Here is a 15,633-nt window from a genome sequence, read left to right on the forward strand (position 1 = left end):
CGCGCTGGCCTCATCCGTGCTCGATGCCAAGCAGCCGCGCGTCCAGCCGACGCGCCAGCGCCGCGCCGCCTTCGCGCATCACTGCATCGTGATTCCACTGGAAAACCGGTCGCAATAGCGGCGCCAATGCATTCATCCATGCGCGGGTCGTACGCACGCACCAGTCATAGCGCACCACGGTAAGGTTGCGTCCGTCGGTTGAAAAACTCCACCGGCCGGCGCCTTCGACGTCGCCACTGGCCTCCCCCTCCAGCGCGACCAACGGGTCGACGCGCGTCACCCGCATATCGAACACGAGGCGATAGGGCAACCAGCCTTTCCACGTATAGCGTTGCACGACGCCCACGCCCTGATCGGAACCCGCCTCCAGCTGGTCCACGCGCTCAACGTTATCCCACCACTCGGGCCAGCGCGCCGAATCCTGGATTGCCGCCCAAACTTCCTGCACTGGCGCATCGATGCGCCAAATGGTGGAAAAGCGGTATTCGGCGGTCCGCAAGCTGCCTCCGTTGCTGGAATTCTTGTGGGGATTTTAACCACGGGACAGCCGGAGGCAACCCGTCAGTGCACGAGAGCCGACGCCCGATCATTCAGTTTTGGCCTGCACGCCCTGCAGGTGGACCAGGAAGCCCTCAATCGCATGATTGAACGCCGCATTGTCCTCCACATGAGGTATATGCCCAATTCCCGGTAACACGTTCATGCGTGCGTCGGGCAACAGTCGCGCCAGGCGCAATCCGTCGCTAAGGGGCGTTACGCCATCGGTCCTCCCCCAGATCATCTCGACTGGCATGCTCAGCGACGCATAGTCCGACGAGCGACTGCTCCTACTGAGCCCTGGATCATTGACGAATGCATCCAGCCAATAGCCATACGCCTGCGTTGTTCCAACCACGGAAAGCGGTCGCTGATAGACGGCAATCCGGTCAGCCGTCAACGCATCATGACGCGAGGTGAATTTCCGCAGAAACCATCCGGTGAGCCATGGATTGGTCGCTGTCGCAGCGATCACGGGCCGCGCCACGGCCGGCACCTCAATCAGGCTGCCGAGCAAGCCGCGTTCGGCCGGCGGCGGATCGATTGAGAGCGCAACGTCCACCAGTACCGCCGCTTTGAATCGGCTGGGTTCGGCCATCAATGCTTCGACCGTGGCTCGCCCGCCGAACGAATGGCCAACGAGAATCACCCGCGAAAGCTTCAGCGTGTCGAGCATCCCGAGAATGCGCAGGGCCTGGTGGCCTGTGTCGTACGTATTGTCCACAGGCCGGCTGGTGTACCCAAACGGCGGCAGATCCACCGCGATGCAGTGATAGCCGGCTTGAGCGAGATAATCCATGGTCGGCAGCCATGTCGAACTCCAGGCGCCCACGCCTGAAATGAAAACGATCTGCTGTCCGCTGGCGGGGCCGCGCTCCTGTATCAGCATGTCCACGTCCGCCGCACGCACGAAGCGCGATCCGGCCGGCGCCGCGCTCCGCGCGATATCCCGCTCGCGGCTATGGGCGATCAGATCCGCGCCGCCTAATACGGCGACCAGCGCGATGATCGGCACTACGACCAGTGCGAGCGCGACTTTATAAAGTTTCATGGCGTTTTATGTATTCTTTTTATGCTTGATGGGTTCGGCGGCACACTTATTCTGGCCGATGATTATGTACAGTTATGCTCAGCCAAATTTCTCAAGATTGAGATCGACCGATAATATCAAGTCCGCTTAAACTTGCGCACCGAAGATTGAAACGTTTTGACGGCTTCAGGAATCACCAATTGACTTCCGGGAATAGGCAAAAATAAAAATGCTATTAACCACCCTCACCCCCGCTTTCTTTTTGAGCCGCGGCCGTATTACCCGCAGCGAATGGCTGACCCGGATCATCATTGCCGCATTCGTATGCGCCGCCTTCGGCAGTCTTGCCGGGTCCTGGTTTGGCGAGATCGGTGCGGCCGTGTTCGCGATCGTCTTTCTCTGGAGCGCGGTTGCGCTCTCCACCCAGCGCCTGCATGACACCGGACGGTGCGGATGGTCGTTGCTGACCGCCGTCATTCCAGTGTTCGGGCCAATCTGGGTGTTGATCCACGTGCTGCGCCGCGGCGTCGATCACGAGAACCGCTTTGGCCCCGATCCGGCAACCCGCGCGGATTACCTCAAAGTCAACATCGGGGAGTGATAGAGACATGGCAACGGTCAACGACGTCACTCAGCTGAACCGGATTCCCGTATTTTCAATCGCCACGCCCACCTCCACGCAGGAAGTCGTCGAGGCCCTCACCCAGACCAATCTGCCGGTGTCGGTAGGCGGCGGCCACTTCAGCATGGGCGGACACACCGCGAGTCCGGGCACCCTGCATCTGGATATGCGCAAGATGAACCGTGTGCTGCGGTTCGAACCGCACACGTCGGTGATTCGCGTGCAGGCCGGTATCCGTTGGTGCGATATTCAACGGTTCATCGACCCGCACGGTCTGTCGGTCAAGATCATGCAGACCTACGCGAACTTCACGGTGGGCGGCGCGTTGTCGGTGAACGCCCACGGACGCTACATGGGATTGGGGCCGGTTGTGCTCTCGGTACGGGCGATTACGCTCGTGCTCGCCAACGGCGAAGTAGTCAACGCCAGCCCCACCGGGAACACCATGTTGTTCAACGCGGCGATCGGCGGATATGGCGGCGTAGGCATCATCACGGAAGCGGAGCTCGACCTTGTGCCCAATACGCGGGTCAAGCGCAGCGACCGCAAGATGCGCACTGCCGACTACAAGGCATGGTTCGATACAACCGTGCGCAGCCATCAAGACGTGATCTTCCACAATTTCGACCTCTATCCGCCGCGCTACACGCGCGGCCGGGCGATCAGCTGGACGGTCACCGACGAGCCGGCCACGTCGACGCGATTGCAGCCGCTCAGTCGCGGCTTTCTTGCTGCGAAATACTTTCTCTGGGCAATCACTGAGACGCCGCTCGGCAAGTTTCGTCGCGAGTATCTGTACGACCCGCTGCTGCATTTTGGCAAGAAGGTGCACTGGCGCAATTACGAAGCCGGTTACGACGTCGCGGAACTCGAACCAGTCGGGCGGCGCCAGCGCACGTACGTGCTGCAGGAGTACTTCGTGCCCGTAGACGCCGTCACACGATTTGCCGAGGCGTTATCGATGATTCTCTCGCGGCATCGGGTGAACGCGGTCAACATCTCGATCCGCCATGCGCTCGCCGACAACCGCACCGTCATGGCGTGGGCACGCGGCGAGACGTTTGCCTTCGTGCTCTACTACAAGCAGCGCACTCGCGAGAATGCCAAAGAGCGCGTTGCGGTATGGACGCGCGAACTGATCGACGCCGTGCTCGCCGTGGGCGGCACTTACTATTTGCCCTACCAGCTGCACGCAACGCGCGAGCAGTTCCATCGCGCCTATCCGCGAGCGCGCGAGATGTTTGCACTCAAGCGGGAGCTCGATCCGCAATACCGCCTGCGTGGCGCGCTGTGGGATCGCTACTATGCGCCCGAGCGAAGCGAGCTCGAAGTGACGCCTGAAGTGACGGCGTCACAAGAGGACAGCAACAGCAACGGCACCCTGTTCGCCACGATCTATCGTAACGAGCGCGAAGCCGATCGTTTCTATGCATTCCTGCAGAACATTTTCAACGTGTTGCCCGAAGACCGTCTGCATACGCTGATCAAAACTTCAACAGCCGAACACACGGGCGACGAACGTATCTATCGCGCGATCCAGGCGGGCCTCAAACCGATCACGCCGCGCCTCGCGATGCTCACGCATGCGCTGCCGTCCCTGTCGATGCAGAAGGCTGAAATGGGCCGGCAAGCCGCCATGCTGCTGGGCGATTCACCGTTGCAGGATTATGTCGAGATTGGCACAACAGGACGCTATGTTCGGGCCATGAAGAAGTATCTGCGGCTCAAAGGCAAGGTGACGCTGGTTCATGACGTGCGGCCGGGAATGAGCCCGGTCGATATTGTCGAGCGTGGACAGATCGGCTCGATAGGCGAGTTCCAGCCGTTGAACGACTACGCGCCCATCGCGCTGCCTGCCGCCAGTGCGGACCTGGTGAGTTGCTTTGTCGGCTTGCATCATATGGCGCCGGCGAAGCTCGCGCCGTTTCTTGATTCGATCGCGCGAATCGTCCGCCCCGGCGGCTATTTTGTGGTCCGCGATCACGACGTCACGACACCGACAATGGATGCATTCGTTTCACTTGCCCATACGGTTTTCAACGCGGGCCTCGGCGAAACGTGGGAAACCAACCGGTCGGAGTTGCGTCATTTCGCTAGCGTCGACGACTGGATCGCGCGCGTCGAAGCGGCAGGTTTTCGCCATACCGGCATGCGCCTGACCCAGCAAGGCGATCCGTCGGACAACGTCCTGATGGCGTTCGTGCGCCATGGAGAGGCGGCATGATGCGGCCGTTGCGCAAAGCGCTTCTTACGATTGCCATTACCGCCACGATCGCCATCGGCGTCGCGCTCACATTCGCGCTCACATTTGCGATGCCGGTTGCGCATGCTGCAACGTCCTCTGCGGCGCCTGAGACACCAGGAGCCTCATATCAAAGCCCTGTGCCGGTGGCGGATCGCCGCGGCACTGAGCAGACGCTGCTGACTTTTCCGGAGTGGTATCTCGTGCACAGCCCGGCGGAGTACGCACGAATCGTGCAACACGAACCGTCGCACGATTTTCCGTTTCTGGATCAGATCGGCCAGCTCTGGTCGAGTTACGCGACCGTCACGCGTGAGCAGATGCACGACAACTATCCGCTCAATCCCGGTTACCACGTGATGATCTGGGTGATCGCGTCGAGTACGACCGTGGAGTATGCGCTGCGCTCCCTCTACGAAAATACCGTGGGTCGCGCGAGTTGGCTGCTCGGCGGGAAAAAGCTGACCGACGAGGACCGCTACGCCGCCCAGGCGGCTCAGGAGTACGTGGACTTCATCCGCCAGGAGCCCTGGTACCTGTTCGACTTCGGCGCCCGCCTTCGCCATCTCTGGCGCGATGTCCCGATGTGGGGACCCGGTCTCGTCCGCAAATGGGAACGCCGCTACGCGCTGACCACCGAATACGCGATCAAGGCTGTGTATGGAAAACTGATCGAGAAGGCGACGCGGGCCACCTACACACCGGCACTCATGACGACCGATGTGGTCGTCGACCGCCTGCCCGAGGGGTGGTCGGCGCCGGCTCACGTCAGCGTGCTTGCCCGTCTGCCAGACGGTCGGGCGTTACTGGCGTTGCCGCGCTATTTCGACTTCAGGCTCGCGGCAACAGCGCTTGCGCAACAGGGCATTCATCTCACCGACATCGCCGGCAACACGTCGGTCATTCTGGTCACGGTGTGGGCGAAAGACGACTCCCCGTTACCCGCCGGCAGCGGCCGCATATTGTTTGAACAACCGCTAGCAATGCCGGCCCATACACGACGCGTCGCGTTGCTGATGCCGGTTCGCGACCTGTCCGATTTTCTGGCGGCAGCCGGAAAAAACGGTCTGGTGACGGAGCACGTGTACGACTATTGAATTGGCAGAGGGTGTGCAACGTCTGCTAGCCGCATTCTCCCGGCCGCGCTCGATCCGCCTTAAGCTATCGCCAAGCCCCCGACCTGGAGCCTCACGATGCAAGCCCATCCTCTACGCCTCTCTCCCGGCGACGATCTGCGCGTCGCCCTCGAAGATGTGCTGCGTCAAGTCGGGTTGCAGGCAGCCTTCGTGATCCAGGGCATTGGGAGCCTCAGCGTTGCCCAATTGCGATTTGCCGGGAATGATGATCCGACTGAACTGCGCCACGATCTGGAAATCCTGACGCTCGCCGGTTCCCTATCCCCTGATGGAGCGCATCTGCACATGTCGGTTGCAGACCCGCGCGGCCAGGTGTTCGGTGGTCATGTGGCACGCGGTTGCATGGTCCGCACGACAGCGGAGATATTGCTGGCGCTTCTTCCCGAACATCGCTTCTCCCGGGAGCACGACTCAGGTTCAGGGTTCATGGAACTGGTCATTCGAAGCGAACCACCCACGCAGTAGGTTCGACTTATACGTGCAAACAGCGTTGATGCGATGAGCGTCGGCTTGAAGCGGGCAAGCCTGACCGACGCTCCATGGCGCACACAATGCAAGGGACCTTTTGTTAATCCGCCGTCCCCGCGTAAGCGGCTTTCAGCGTGGCGACGTCGAACTTCACCATTTTCATCATGGCCTGAGCGACACGCCCCGCCTTTGCCGGATCGGGGTCAGCCATCATCCTGATGAGATCGGTTGGAACGATCTGCCACGAGACACCGAAGCGGTCTTTCAACCACCCGCACGCTTCAGGCGAACCGCCGCCGTCAAGAAAAGCATTCCAGTAGCGGTCAACTTCTGCCTGATCGGCACAGTCGACCATAAGGGATATCGCGTGGTTGAACGGGTCGCCCCCACCAGAGGTCATGGCAATGAAGGGCTGCCCAAAAAGAACAAACTCGACCATCTTCGTGGACCCGGCGGCCGGTACCGGTGTAACCCGTTTGACGCGCGAGTCCGGAAAGATACTCGCATAGAAAGCTGCGGCCTCCTCCGCCTGATCCGAATACCAAAGAAATGGCGTGATCTTTTGAATCGTCATGGCAAATCTCCTGTCAGTGGTGGCTGAATGCGGAGGTAAGCCGCATGCTGCCATTGAGACGACGAAGGAAGGCTATCAAAATCGACACGTCGCGAAGAAGAATTTCACTTTTTACCCGCTGCGATCAGAGCAACGGCAGCGTCAGCCTGATGTGCTCTGCGAATACCGCGATCAGATGGGGGGGGCGCTCCCGCTCGAATTTCAGCGTAATGCCAACGGTGGGCAGGGACGGAAGCGCCGCATCCCCAGTGAGTATGCAGAGATCCGCGGGAACGGCCGTTTGTGTGATAACGGCAACGGCCTGCCCCGAGCGGACCAGGGCCGTCAGACCGGCAAGACTGCTGCTTGCATAGGCGATGCGGTAAGCCCTGCCCGCGCGTTGCAGCGCTTCGCAGGCTGCCACGTGGTCGAGCGTGTCAGGATCGGAAACCGCCAGCGGCAAGGGGTCGAAGTGCGCGGAATCCAGTCCCGGATAACCCACCCAGACCAGCGGTTCGCGACGAATGATGTCGTCATTCGCCGCGTCGTCCGGCAGCGAGATCATCGCAAGGTCCAGCGCATGCATCTCCAGTTGTTCGAGTAATCGTGGGGTCGGGGCGCACATGACTTCCACCAGGGCGTGTGGGTGCTGGCTCGAGAACTGGCGCAGCAAATGCGGCAGGAAAACGGCGGCGTAGTCGTCCGGGCAGCCGAAGCGGATCGTCCCCGACAGCCCTTTGCCGGACAGATCGGCCATCGCCTCGTCGTGCAGGCGCAGGATGCGTTGGGCGTGGATCAACAGGCGTTCGCCGGGATTGGTCAGCACCACCCCTCGACCCGTGCGCTGGAACAGCGGCTGATCGACGATTTCTTCGAGGCGCTTCATCTGCTGACTCAGCGCAGACTGGGTTCGGCCGATCCGGTTGGCCGCGCGACTGAGCGCCCGGACTTCGGCAATGACGGTGAACGAACGCAGCAGATCAATTTCCAGGGAAAGACTCAAGGTATAAGCCCCGCTTCTATCTTCGATAAGAACTATTCGATTCTATGAAAGCAGAGAGCCATCTAGACTGCAAGTTATTCTCGCCACCCGCCCAGGAGAAACAAGGTGTCCCTGAACAACGATGCAAATTTCTGGCGCAACGCCAGGCAGCACCTCATCCGCTACGGCGGCACCTTCGAGCCGATGATCATCGAGCGCGCCCAGGGCAGTTTCGTCTATGACGCAGATGGCCGCGCGATTCTGGATTTCACTTCGGGGCAGATGAGCGCGGTGCTTGGGCACAGCCATCCGGAAATCGTGTCGGTCATCAACGAATACGCCGGCAAGCTCGACCATCTTTTCAGCGGGATGCTGTCGCGGCCGGTCGTCGATCTGGCGACCCGGTTGGCCGAGATCACGCCGGACGGGCTCGACCGGGCGCTGTTACTCAGCACGGGTGCAGAGTCGAACGAGGCCGCCATCCGCATGGCGAAGCTCGTCACCGGCAAGTATGAAATCGTCGGATTCGCGCAGTCCTGGCACGGCATGACGGGGAACGCGGCGTCCGCAACTTATAGCGCCGGTCGCAAGGGTGTCGGTCCGGCAGCCGTCGGCTCCTACGCGATCCCCGCCCCATTCCCGTATCGGCCGCGTTTCGAGCGCAACGGGGAATACGATTATCTGGCGGAGCTGGACTACGCCTTCGATCTCATCGATCGTCAGTCCAGTGGCAATCTCGCCGCCTTCATCGCGGAACCGATCCTCAGCTCCGGCGGCATCATCGAACTGCCGGTCGGCTATATGGCCGCACTGAAGCGCAAATGCGAGGAGCGCGGCATGCTGCTGATCCTCGATGAAGCGCAAACGGGCGTCGGGCGTACGGGCACGATGTTCGCCTGCCAGCGCGACGGCGTCACGCCCGACATTCTCACTTTGTCGAAGACGCTGGGCGCAGGTCTGCCGCTCGCGGCCGTTGTCACCTCGGCACAGATCGAGGAGCGGGCTCACGAGTTGGGTTACCTGTTCTATACGACCCACGTGTCAGATCCGCTTCCGGCCGCCGTCGGTTTGCGGGTGCTGGATGTGGTCGAGCGCGAGGGGCTGGTTGCGCGTGCGAACCTGATGGGCGAGCGACTCAAGCGCGGCCTGCTCGATCTGATGGAACGCTTCGAGTGTATCGGCGATATTCGTGGACGCGGGCTGCTTCTGGGGATGGAGATCGTCAAGGACCGCCGTACGAAGGAACCGGCCGATGGGCTCGGCGCGAAGATCACACGTGAGTGCATGAACCTGGGGCTCAGCATGAATATCGTGCAGTTGCCAGGTATGGGCGGTGTCTTCCGGATTGCGCCTCCGTTGACTGTGCTCGAGAGTGAGATCGACCTGGGTCTGGATCTGCTTGGGAAGGCGATTGAGCGCTCGCTGTAGTCACTGGTGTTGACACGCGCTCCAATTGCAAAGAAACTTGACGCCATGCTGACGCTAAACCTCTTCTCCTTCGCGTTTCAAAGCCACATGGCAGTCCGTTCGGGCATGCCATCGGAGGCCAACGCGCGTTAGATAAGCAGGAACGCAGCTCAAAGGCCTCGCCGAAAGTACGGATGAGGCCTTTTTTGTTTGTGGCGTCTCCGTGATCGGCATCACCAGCGGAGATGACCATGGACGAAAGAAGCCCAAAGTTGGCCCCATCGGGCTTGCGTGCAACCGACGATTGCAGCAAAGACCGCGTGGCAAGTACTGCGATCTACCCAACCCGTCGCCCTATGTCGACAATGCGTTGGGAAGCTCCTGTCGAATGGCACGATAGCGGATGCGATGCACGCATTCGCTTCGCCCGGATGTTGTACCCATACGAGTACTTGAATCTTCCGATGCAGGAAGGCCACTTCGGCCGGCCGGCCATTTCGATGATTTCAGAGGATGCCCCACCGACCACGACAGGGCCACCCTTCCCCGGCATTCTTGCGACTGTGGGCCGCTTGTGGCGGCTGGCGACCCGCAGGGCGCAGGCTAGCGGGAGAGCCACATCTGCGCTCTTCGGCAAGCGATCGCGGGATTGACTAACGTGTTGACGTTCCGCGCGACAGTGCTGCGCTGTCGCGCGGAACGTCATCCGCAAAGCGCTTAACCTGATCTACTCACGCGCGACCCGGCTCTCAGTTGCCGTTTGATCCCTCGAACTCAACGATCTCGATCCAGTTCGCGCCCTTACCTACGGGGTACTGACCGATCAAAGTCAGCGCGCCGGAGTCACGGTCGATGCGGTAAGCGCTCATGTTTGACGACAGCTGACCGACTGCAAGCAGATACTTGCCCGACGGATCGATATTGAATCCGCGTGGCTGCTTTTCTGTCTGGTACGTGCCGATGCGTGTCAGTTCACCCGATTTCGCGCTCACCCGATAGACAGCCAACGTGTTGGACGTGCGTTCTGAGGCGTACAGGAAACGCCCGTCTGGCGTGACGTGCACATCCGCGCCCCACGGCTTGTCGCCGGAGAAATTGGGCGGCAGGATGGAAACAGTCTGAACGGGTTTGACTTTGTCACGCGTGCTATCGAAAGCGAGCACATGCAATTTGCCATCGAGTTCATCGATCAGATAGACAAAGCGATGATCCGGCGAGAATACAAAGTGACGCGGCCCCGACTTCGCAGGCAACGAATGCGCGGGCGCGGCATCTTCGGTCAACTGACCGTTCGAAGCATCGAATTTCAGACGCAACCACGCGTCCGAGCCGAGCACCGATGCGAAGACATAACGATTGTCGGGCGCATTGCGAATGGCGTGAGCCATTGGGCCGGTTTTGACGGTTTGCTGAACATCGCCCGCCACGCCATTTTCGGCAATCCGGTTCACCGCCAGAAGATTGCCGCCATACGACGCGGAAAAGAGGTAACGGCCGGTCGCATCCGTCGATACATAGGCCATGCTCTCCGCAAGCGGCGCCCTGCCAAGTTCAATCAGCCGGCCGTCGAGCGGATTGACCGCGAAGCTCACCACGCTATACGGCTTGGAACGCAACGCGGCATAAAGCCGGAGATGGTCGGGCGAAAGCGCCATCGGCATGACCGTGCCCCCAACAGGTACGGTCTCGATTGCGGCGAGTGAGCCGCTCGATTTGTCGAGGCTGAAGACAGAGATGTCCTGGCTGTCCGCATTGGATACGTAGGCATACGTAGCAGCCTGCGATACGCCCGATCCCAAAGCACCCGCAAACAGAACTGCTGCGACCAGGGTGGCCCTAACGCTCATCGTGACACTCCGTTGAAATGGTTGAATATGAACATCCAGCATCGGCCGCCCCGGTTTTTTCGAAAGAATCTCGACGGCCGGTCGCAGCGCATTGCCGCCCCGGCACGTGCGCGACCGATGCTTTTACTGGATAGGGATGCGGGTCAAGCCCGATTGAGGCGGAACGCGGAAACAGCATCCGTCATCGCTTGCGCCTGCTGCTCAAGTGCGCTCGCGGCGGCGGCGGCCTCCTCGACTAGCGCGGCGTTTTGCTGCGTCACCCGATCCATCTGGCTGACGGCCTGCCCGACCTGCTCGATGCCGGAGCTCTGCTCAACTGTCGCCGAGGTAATCTCAGCCATGATGGTGGCGACGCCTTGCACCGCGCCCACAATCTCACCCATGGTCTGCCCGGCCTGAACAACGAGTTCATTGCCGTCACGGATATCGTTGACCGATGCGGCGATGAGCGTTTTGATCTCCTGTGCTGCGGCAGCGCTGCGCTGCGCGAGCGTGCGCACCTCACCGGCGACAACGGCAAAGCCGCGGCCCTGCTCCCCTGCTCGCGCGGATTCGACCGCTGCATTCAAGGCCAGGATATTGGTTTGAAAAGCGATGCTGTTGATCATCCCCGTGATCTCGGCAATCTTGTTCGAACTGGCCGTGATTGCCGTCATTGTCTGCACCGCCTGTTGCACGACGTTGCCGCCTCGCTGTGCGACGTCCGCCGCGTTGGCGGCAAGCTTGCTTGCCTGGCGGGCATGGTCGGCGTTCTGTTTAACGGTCGAGGTCAGCTCTTCCATGCTGGCCGCCGTTTCTTCAAGCGACGCAGACTGCTGCTCGGTTCTACTCGACAAATCGAGGTTGCCGGCAGCGATCTCACGCGCACCACCGTGAATGGCTTCACAGTTCACGCGCACATTTGAAACAGTCTTGGCCAGGCCCGTCTGCATCTGCGACATCGCCGTGAACAGCTGCCCCAACTCGCTCCTTCCGCCTTCCGGAATGGATACGGTCAGGTCGCTTCCTGCAATACGGTTGAGCAACTCTGATGCAATCTGCAGCGGACGGACCACGATCTTGCGCAATGCGAAATGGGCGGCGACGATCAATGCAAGGGCCAGTGCCACCCCCGCCGCGACCATCGTGACAACCCACGTGTATTCGCGATCGCCTTGCGCAGCGGAATCCTGGGCGAGTGCTTCAGCGAGCTTCTGGAACTTCTCGACATTGGCCGAATAAGCGACGCCGGCCAGCGTGATGTCTTTGTCGTTGATCGATACGTATGCATTCGTATCGCCCCGCTGCAAGGCGTCGAAAGCAGTATGCAGAATCGTGGCCAACGTATTGGAAGAATCGAAAAGCTTTTGCTTCAGCTCGTCGTCCTGGCCCGCAAATTTATCGGCATCACGAAACATCCTGGTTTCGCGGTCCGCGCGCTCCAGCGTCGTGGCGGCACTTTTGAGCGCCGAGTCGCGGGTCGCTTCGTCATTGCGCTCTTTCAATGCGGAATACGCACGCGTCAGCGCGGCGCGGGTGCGTGTGGAGTCTTTATAGGCATCGTTGACCAGCACTTCCTGGCTCGCGATATCGTGCAGACGCCGAGCGTTGTCGTTAGAACGGCCAAGTGCCAGCACCCCCACGATGCCGCCGATCAGGATCATGCTCGCGAAAAGCACGAGAACGGCAAGGAGACTGTGTCTTATTGTGAGATTACGCATGCCTACCGATCCAGTTAACCATTGTTCGTTTGTTTACGACATAAACAACGCAGAACCTGAGCCGTCGATCTCGCAAGATTGCCTTACAGACCGCTGCGCCGCGTGGCGTCGTGGAGATCCATTCCGAGATACGTCATCATACAAGACGAATTGACCCTTTGTCGAAATCATTCGATACGTATTTACCAAAAATTAGCCAAATCGTTAAATTTCAAATTCTTTCAGCTCGATAGTGGGTGAGACCTTATTTATAAGACGTCGTATATCTATGAGGCTTCTCACAACTACCGATATCGCAGACGAAGCAACGCGCCCACGCACTCATTACCTTTACTGCCAGCCCTCCTCCGAGGCTAACTGCACTGCCCAGCGCAGTCTGACGAACCTTGACCGTCATCGACATGGTCTCGCACAGCAAACGATGTCGAAATGTTATATGATGGTCATCATGAAAACGCCATCAATCAATCGCAAGACTGCCAGCCGCAAAGAAATCACGCACGAGCGCATCGTCGAAGTCGCCGCGCGTGCGATCCGGCGCAGCGGGTACGACGGGACAGGCGTGGCCGACATCATGAAGGAGGCCGGCCTTACTCATGGTGGCTTCTATGCCCACTTCCCATCTCGCGAGGTGCTGCTTGCCGAAGCGGCTGACCGCGCCGGCGCTGAAGCCGTCGCCCTGTCGGAACATATCGCCGCCTCCGTCCCGCCAGAGGATGCGTTGCCGTCGATGGTGCGCGCCTATCTGTCAAAGGAGCATTGCGAAGACGTAGAGAATGGCTGCCCGGTCTCCGCCCTCGGTTCCGAGATGCCGCGCCAGGCGGCGGTCGTGCGGCGCGCAGCCACCCGCCGCATCAAGGAGATGATTGATGTCATTGCGCGCCAGTTGCCCGATTGGGGTCAACCGGGCGCGCATGAGCAGGCGCTTGTCACGGCGGCCACCATGGTTGGCGCCATGGTGCTGGCGCGCGCCGTTGACGACCCGAAGCTGTCGGAAGGTTTTCTTGAAGCCGCATTGAAAAAACTCGCGCCCACTGACGTATAAATCCACCGGCTCGGGGCCGGTTTTTGTTGGATCTAGAATATGATGAACATCATATTCTAGAAAAATGAACACGCAAGCAAACCATCAAAGACACCCATCACTATCGGAAGAACATCATGGAAACTGGGATAGCGCTCGTGACGGGCGCCTCGTCAGGAATTGGCGAAGCCACGGCCGAACGGCTCGCGAAGGCTGGGTACAAGGTCTACGGCACCAGCCGGCGCAGCGCACAGGCTGGCCAGCGGACGTTCGGGATGCTGCCACTGGACGTGACTAGCGATGAATCCGTCGAAGCCGTCGTCAAGGAAGTACTACGCCTGCACGGCCGCATCGACCTGCTGGTGAACAACGCTGGTTTCGGCGTGGCGCCTGCTGCTGCGGAAGAGAGTTCGATTGGCCAGGCCCGTGCGATCTTCGATACGAACTTCTTCGGGATCGTCCGCATGACGCGTGCCGTGTTGCCCCATATGCGGCAAGAAGGCAGCGGCCGCATCATCAACATCGGCTCGGTGCTGGGTTTCTTGCCCATGCCCTATATGGCGCTGTATTCCGCCACCAAGCACGCGGTCGCGGGCTATTCGGAATCGCTCGATCATGAGTTGCGCACGATGGGCATCCGGGTCTCCGTCATTGAGCCCGCCTACATCAAGACGCCTTTCGACGCGAACTTCATGGAGCCGGACGTTCCCCTCGACGACTACCTCGAGATACGCACCGCCATCGCGAGGCGAGTGAAAGAGGTTGTCGAGAGCGCTGACGGTCCGGAGGTCGTGGCCGAGACCGTACTGCAGGCCGCCATCGCGGCTCGCCCGAAACTTCGCTATACAGCCGGTGGACTCGCCGCCCGTCTGCGATTGCTGCGCAGGTTTGCGCCCGCCGGGCTTGTGGATGCCGGTATCCGCAAGGACCTGCGGCTTCAAACTTGACGGCATGACTGCGTTGCGATCGATCTACAGCGTTCCATCCCCGCTACTGCCCGCGAAGCACCCTGACTCAACGAGAAACGTACAAGGAAACACGATGAAAGCTTTTGTTGTCGATCGATACGAGCGCAAGCAAGACTTGCGAGCCGGCGAAATGCCGGTCCCGGAGCCGCGTGAGGACGACGTATTAATCCAGATCCACGCCGCGGGCGTGAATCCGCTCGATGCCAAAATCAGGGACGGCGAGTTCAAGCTCATTCTGCCCTATCGTTTGCCGCTGATCCTGGGTAACGACCTGGCCGGGGTAGTCGTCCGTGTTGGATCGCGCGTTCGGCAATTCAAGCCAGGAGATGAGGTCTATGCCCGACCGCACAAAGATCGCATTGGCACTTTCGCAGAATTTATTGCCGTCAAAGAAGACGGCGTGGCGTTGAAACCCAAATCACTCGCTATGGAAGAAGCCGCCTCGATTCCGCTAGTCGGCTTGACCGCGTGGCAGGCACTAATCGAAAAAGGACAACTCAAGAAAGGGCAGAAAGTGCTGATCCATGCCGGCTCGGGCGGCGTCGGCACATTCGCCATTCAACTGGCGAAACATGTGGGCGCGACCGTCGCGACGACAACGAGCGCGCGCAATGCCGAACTGGTAAAGCAACTCGGTGCAGATATCGTCATCGATTACAAAAAAGACGACTTTGCCGACATCCTCAAAGGATACGATCTCGTGCTCGACACGCAGGGTGGCGATACGTTCAAGAAGTCACTGCGCGTGCTCAAACCGGGTGGCAAACTCATCGGGATCGCGGGGCCGCCTGATCCCGACTTTGCCAAAGAGATGGGCGCTTCATGGTTCCTGAAAACGGTGATGCGGCTTTTGAGCTATCGCATCCGGAAAACTGCAAAACGTCATGAAGTCAGCTATTCATTTGTGTTCATGCGCGCCAGCGGAGACCAACTGAGCCGGATCGCTGCGCTGATCGATGCAGGGTCCATACGGCCGGTGATCGATCGAATCTTCCCGTTTGCGGCAACCAATGAAGCCTTGGCTTACGTCGAAACCGGGCGTGTAAAGGGTAAGGTTGTCGTCAAGATCCAATAGACGGCCCGGACCGGTCGCGAGCCATTCGCCGGGAGATGCTGG

Annotated in this window: 14 protein-coding genes; 8 read left to right on the forward strand and 6 right to left on the reverse strand. The window is 60.1% G+C overall.

From position 1 onward, the window contains the following. Positions 1–10: 10 nt before the first annotated feature. Positions 11–499: an SRPBCC family protein gene (locus R8871_RS10555; RefSeq protein WP_175050384.1), complete on the reverse strand. Its 489-nt coding sequence runs from the start codon at positions 497–499 to the stop codon at positions 11–13. 87 nt (positions 500–586) lie between these two features. Beyond that, entirely contained in the window at positions 587–1,588 is a 1,002-nt protein-coding gene (locus R8871_RS10560) for an alpha/beta fold hydrolase (RefSeq protein ID WP_175050385.1), read from the reverse strand. A 208-nt stretch (positions 1,589–1,796) separates the two neighbouring features. Here R8871_RS10560 and R8871_RS10565 point away from each other — a divergent pair, with 208 nt between their 5' ends. The 4 genes from R8871_RS10565 (at position 1,797) to R8871_RS10580 (ending at position 6,032) form a co-directional block, all read left to right on the forward strand. Continuing rightward, the gene (locus R8871_RS10565; protein WP_175050386.1) at positions 1,797–2,168 is read left to right on the forward strand and encodes a DUF805 domain-containing protein; all 372 of its coding nucleotides are present in this window, start codon (positions 1,797–1,799) and stop codon (positions 2,166–2,168) included. A 7-nt stretch (positions 2,169–2,175) separates the two neighbouring features. Beyond that, positions 2,176–4,413, forward strand: a complete 2,238-nt coding sequence (locus R8871_RS10570) for an FAD-binding protein (protein WP_175050387.1) — start codon at positions 2,176–2,178, stop codon at positions 4,411–4,413. After that, positions 4,410–5,528 carry a hypothetical protein gene (locus R8871_RS10575; RefSeq protein WP_175050388.1) on the forward strand — a complete coding sequence of 373 codons (1,119 nt, stop codon included), beginning with the start codon at positions 4,410–4,412 and terminating at the stop codon, positions 5,526–5,528. Before R8871_RS10570 ends, R8871_RS10575 begins: the two co-directional genes overlap by 4 nt. Positions 5,529–5,624: 96 nt before the next feature. Then, positions 5,625–6,032 (forward strand): PPC domain-containing DNA-binding protein, encoded by a 408-nt coding sequence (locus R8871_RS10580; protein WP_175050389.1) that lies wholly within the window; start codon positions 5,625–5,627, stop codon positions 6,030–6,032. A 103-nt stretch (positions 6,033–6,135) separates the two neighbouring features. On the opposite strand, the gene R8871_RS10585 is transcribed toward R8871_RS10580, so the two are convergent. Beyond that, positions 6,136–6,609 carry a VOC family protein gene (locus tag R8871_RS10585; protein ID WP_175050390.1) on the reverse strand — a complete coding sequence of 158 codons (474 nt, stop codon included), beginning with the start codon at positions 6,607–6,609 and terminating at the stop codon, positions 6,136–6,138. Positions 6,610–6,733: 124 nt separating this feature from the next. Further along, on the reverse strand, positions 6,734–7,618 hold the full coding sequence (locus R8871_RS10590) for a LysR family transcriptional regulator (RefSeq protein ID WP_175050707.1): 885 nt from the start codon (positions 7,616–7,618) through the stop codon (positions 6,734–6,736). Between the two features lie 78 nt (positions 7,619–7,696). Between R8871_RS10590 and R8871_RS10595 the strand changes: the two genes are divergently transcribed. Further along, on the forward strand, positions 7,697–8,998 hold the full coding sequence (locus R8871_RS10595) for an aspartate aminotransferase family protein (protein WP_175050391.1): 1,302 nt from the start codon (positions 7,697–7,699) through the stop codon (positions 8,996–8,998). A 728-nt stretch (positions 8,999–9,726) separates the two neighbouring features. Here R8871_RS10595 and R8871_RS10600 read toward each other — a convergent pair. After that, entirely contained in the window at positions 9,727–10,824 is a 1,098-nt protein-coding gene (locus tag R8871_RS10600; RefSeq protein ID WP_175050392.1) for a lactonase family protein, read from the reverse strand. 143 nt (positions 10,825–10,967) lie between these two features. Beyond that, entirely contained in the window at positions 10,968–12,524 is a 1,557-nt protein-coding gene (locus R8871_RS10605) for a methyl-accepting chemotaxis protein (RefSeq protein ID WP_175050393.1), read from the reverse strand. A 436-nt stretch (positions 12,525–12,960) separates the two neighbouring features. Here R8871_RS10605 and R8871_RS10610 point away from each other — a divergent pair, with 436 nt between their 5' ends. The 3 genes from R8871_RS10610 (at position 12,961) to R8871_RS10620 (ending at position 15,591) form a co-directional block, all read left to right on the forward strand. Further along, a complete protein-coding gene (locus tag R8871_RS10610) occupies positions 12,961–13,569 on the forward strand; it encodes a TetR/AcrR family transcriptional regulator (RefSeq protein ID WP_175050394.1) in 609 nt (202 codons plus the stop codon). Positions 13,570–13,685: 116 nt separating this feature from the next. After that, positions 13,686–14,495, forward strand: coding sequence for an oxidoreductase (locus R8871_RS10615; RefSeq protein WP_175050395.1), 810 nt, complete (start codon positions 13,686–13,688; stop codon positions 14,493–14,495). A gap of 94 nt (positions 14,496–14,589) precedes the next feature. Then, positions 14,590–15,591 carry an NADP-dependent oxidoreductase gene (locus tag R8871_RS10620; protein WP_175050396.1) on the forward strand — a complete coding sequence of 334 codons (1,002 nt, stop codon included), beginning with the start codon at positions 14,590–14,592 and terminating at the stop codon, positions 15,589–15,591. Positions 15,592–15,633 lie beyond the last annotated feature (42 nt).

It is taken from the genome of Paraburkholderia sediminicola, assembly GCF_902859805.1.
Classification (GTDB): Bacteria; Pseudomonadota; Gammaproteobacteria; order Burkholderiales; family Burkholderiaceae; genus Paraburkholderia; species Paraburkholderia sediminicola.